Genomic DNA, 3,396 nt, shown 5'->3' with positions numbered 1-3,396 from the left:
GATACTTACTGCAAGAGCTACTCCCCTAAATACCTTTTAGACTGCTGGCAGGAAGGGTGCTGGCTGTATCCAGTTAAGTTACGCTATTGATAAACAACCTCTGAGTCTATTTACTTGTGATGATAGTGGGAAAGATTAGGTAATACTCTGTCTTAGGCACGATCGAGAATATTAGTTAGCGATCGTGCCTAGTTGTTTAAATTCGATCGAGGACGACTTTGGACAATATCGACAGAAAAGCTGATTTACAGTTTTAAGCAAACACGAACTGACTGGCATTACCTAGAGTCAAACTGCTAGCTTGAATGCCTGTCAATACGGCCAGAGTTTTACCACCAAAATCAATTGCAGTATCCGCGCCAACTTGATTCAATTTAAGCGTGCTGGCACTAATGCCCAGGCTTACAGCACCCTGAATGCCGATAACATCAGTACCGACTTGGAAATCTAGAACCGTATTCGCAGCAGATGGAATCTCCGCATTAGCGATCCAGAATTGGTCGGCACCAGCACCACCAGAGAGTAAATTACTGCCGCCGCTACCGACAAAGAACAGATCGTTACCTTCACCGCCTAAAGCGCGACCATTGGCACCGAGGAAGAAAGTATCGTTGCCTTCGCCGCCAGAGAGCCGATAGTTTTTGGCCTCACTTGCCTCGAAGATATCGTCGCCCATGCTACCGAAGGATCGATCGTTGTCGGTGACGATCGAAAGATCGTTGCCACTGCCAGTAAAAATGCGGTTGTTTCCTTTAATCGCTAGCGAACGGGATAAGGTGGTGTCTACTTCATCGTTGCCTGCTCCGGTGAAGATCGTGTCATTGATGCCGTCTACTTTGCTACCAGGAGCATTGGCAATAATCACATCGTTGCCTGGTGTGCCAGCAACCAGATTCTCTTTAAGCAAGGCTACCGTTGCATCGGGACTCAAGGAACTGTTAATTACCGTCCCTTTATCCGTCACCAACAGGATCGTCTCGTCATCGTAGACACGGCGTTCGGTGGTCACGAGGTTGTAGTTTGCATCCAGAATCGGGAAGCTATAGACTGGCGTAAACTGAATTTTGGCGACAATGCCTGGTACGGGACTGAAGGGTTCGATATTGACCTCTAAGTGACCGTAGTGTTTGCCCCCGTCGATTAATTGGGGTACGCCGTTTACTACTTTCCATACTTCCGCTGCATTTTGGTCGGCAGTCCACTGACTGTACTGGTTATATTTGAGTAAGGGAGTATCGAACCCAGATCCGGTGCGCTTTTCGCCCCGCAGTCCATCGCCAGATGCCCCCACATCGTAGTAATTCACCCCGATACCGTCGCGATTTTCATCCACAAAGCTCCGCTCGAACATTTCACTATGACCGGAGAGGACAGCCGCAACGCCATACTCCTCAAACATGCCCTGATACTGGCGGAGGGGTGTTCCACCCTGACCAGAGGATTGGGTATGGTTCATGGGTTGACCGTGCTCGCCATTGCTGTAAGGGGCATGGTGATACTGTACAAAGACGATTTGTCCTTTGTTGCGGGCATCCTGAAGTTGAGCTTTGACCCAGTTCCACTGCACGCTGCCAGGGTTGAAGTCCGATAGATCGGTGCCGCCAAAGCTTTCGTACTGGGCGCGGGTATAGTTCTCTTGGGTGTCGGTACCTGGGCCTGTATAGTCGGTGCCGCTAATCTTAGGGGGTTGTCCGGCACCACCATAGTTACTCCGGCGATCGTCTGGTTCGCCATTGGAGCTATCTAAGGTCAAGACGGTAACGGGGCCGTAATCAACGCGGTAGTAGTTATCCCGATGAGCTGGAGTGCCATTTTCTGGAGCATCGAAGTAAGTATGATACTTATCTCGACCGAACTTGGGGCCAAAGCGACCATCCGCATCGGTACCATAGCCGCCATTGAGCGCGCCAAAATTCTCCCAGTTCCCCAGAGCAGGCAAAATCGGATATTTAGACAGACCGCTGGCATACTCCCCCGCGTTGTGGCGGAAAAATTCATCCCAACCTGGTTGATAGCCGCCCCCTTGCACTAAGTCCCCTGGCATCAGCAAGAAGTCCGGAGTGCGACTGTTAACGATCTCTAAGTTCTCTTGATAGCCGACAGTTTCCGTTAAGGCATAACGCAAGGTTTGGGCGGTACCGGAACCGTTGGTGCCAAACTTTTTCGCCCACTGACTATCGGTTAAATTCGGGCGTGTAGAACTCGCTGCGATCGAACCTGGTTGCCACTCTCGATAGGTGACTCGACCCAGGGGTTCTGTCTCACTATCAGACATGGCAATAAAGCGAATGCTCGACCAGTCTGTGGCACTAGGGGCAGTTTCAAAGGTGGAATTAAAGGTGGAACTCCCCTGGGTGACGGTATAGTTATAGGTTTTCCCAGGCTGTAAGCCGTCTACGGCGATTGTATGCTTGTAGTTATTATTATCGAGCAACCAACTGTCCTTGATGCCCGCGATCGACTGTTTTTGTTCGGCGGTGGTATAAGCCAACACTGGTGCCAAGGTCGCGTCACTCTGGTACGTCAAGGGTTTGCTCAGACCTGGGCCAGTGACAGTGAGGGTGGCATCTACGTCTTTCGTGGTGAACCAAGTGACGGAGATACCCTTGGCAGATGGATTTTGCAGGTAGGGATTAACGCGAAATTCAGTCATAGTAATTAAAGATAAGGAAAGGAGTCCACGAACATCAGTCTGGTGCATTGGTGCCCTCGTGCCTGCGTGGTTCGATCGACAACAAAGACAAGCAGAAACTCAATCGAAGCGCGATCGATTTTTTCTCAACGCACACCTAAAGTTTCAGGATCCCATTCCAACGTTAAAAGCAGGAGATCGTCCGGTTAACGATCGTCCCGATTATTGTGTTATTTAATTCTTTAATAAACTCATTGCCAGAAGCGATCGAACATTAAAAAACTAGGGAAAATAAATAATATCGATCGCTTATTTTTCCCTGATATCATGATTTAACAGAAGCGATCGAACAAATTACGATCGACTAGACAACCAAATCGAAGCTTGTGCGCCGTCTGCGGCGATCGATAAGTTGTTAGACAGTTATAAAATTGGCGAGACTGTCACCAATCTCACCGAAGTTCGATCGACTAGACTTTACTCACTATCCACTGAGCGATGCCATCTGCCAAAACGCCAGCTAATTCCTGTTGGCGGGCAGGGCGGGCGAGATCGGTAATTTCTGGTGGATTAGTCATAAATCCGACTTCTAGCAACACAGCGGGGGTTGTGCTGGGGCGGGCGAGGGCAAAGCTGCGCCAAATCACGCCTTTATTATTCAGAATCGGGCGATTGCCTTGGGTGCTGAAATAATCGAGCATGAAGGCAGCAAAGTTTTGGGATTGGGGTTGATACCAATAAATCGATGCGCCGGAACTTCTACC

The 3,396-nt window shown here is 49.5% G+C and carries 3 protein-coding genes; 1 reads left to right on the top strand and 2 read right to left on the bottom strand.

Annotated elements, in window-relative coordinates; all coding sequences use genetic code 11:
* Positions 1–253: 253 nt before the first annotated feature.
* A complete protein-coding gene (locus C7B77_RS26500) occupies positions 254–2,653 on the bottom strand; it encodes a metallophosphoesterase (RefSeq protein WP_106312053.1) in 2,400 nt (799 codons plus the stop codon).
* A 58-nt stretch (positions 2,654–2,711) separates the two neighbouring features.
* Between C7B77_RS26500 and C7B77_RS30500 the strand changes: the two genes are divergently transcribed.
* Positions 2,712–2,870, top strand: coding sequence for a hypothetical protein (locus tag C7B77_RS30500; protein ID WP_181244046.1), 159 nt, complete (start codon positions 2,712–2,714; stop codon positions 2,868–2,870).
* Between the two features lie 232 nt (positions 2,871–3,102).
* Here C7B77_RS30500 and C7B77_RS26495 read toward each other — a convergent pair.
* Positions 3,103–3,396 (bottom strand): N-acetylmuramoyl-L-alanine amidase family protein (locus C7B77_RS26495; RefSeq protein WP_146138536.1); only part of this gene is annotated, 294 nt, incomplete at its 5' end.

The organism is Chamaesiphon polymorphus CCALA 037 (assembly GCF_003003845.1).
Lineage (GTDB): Bacteria > Cyanobacteriota > Cyanobacteriia > Cyanobacteriales > Chamaesiphonaceae > Chamaesiphon > Chamaesiphon polymorphus.
The sequence above is the reverse complement of the archived record's forward strand: the minus strand, read 5'-3'. Positions and strand labels throughout refer to the sequence as shown.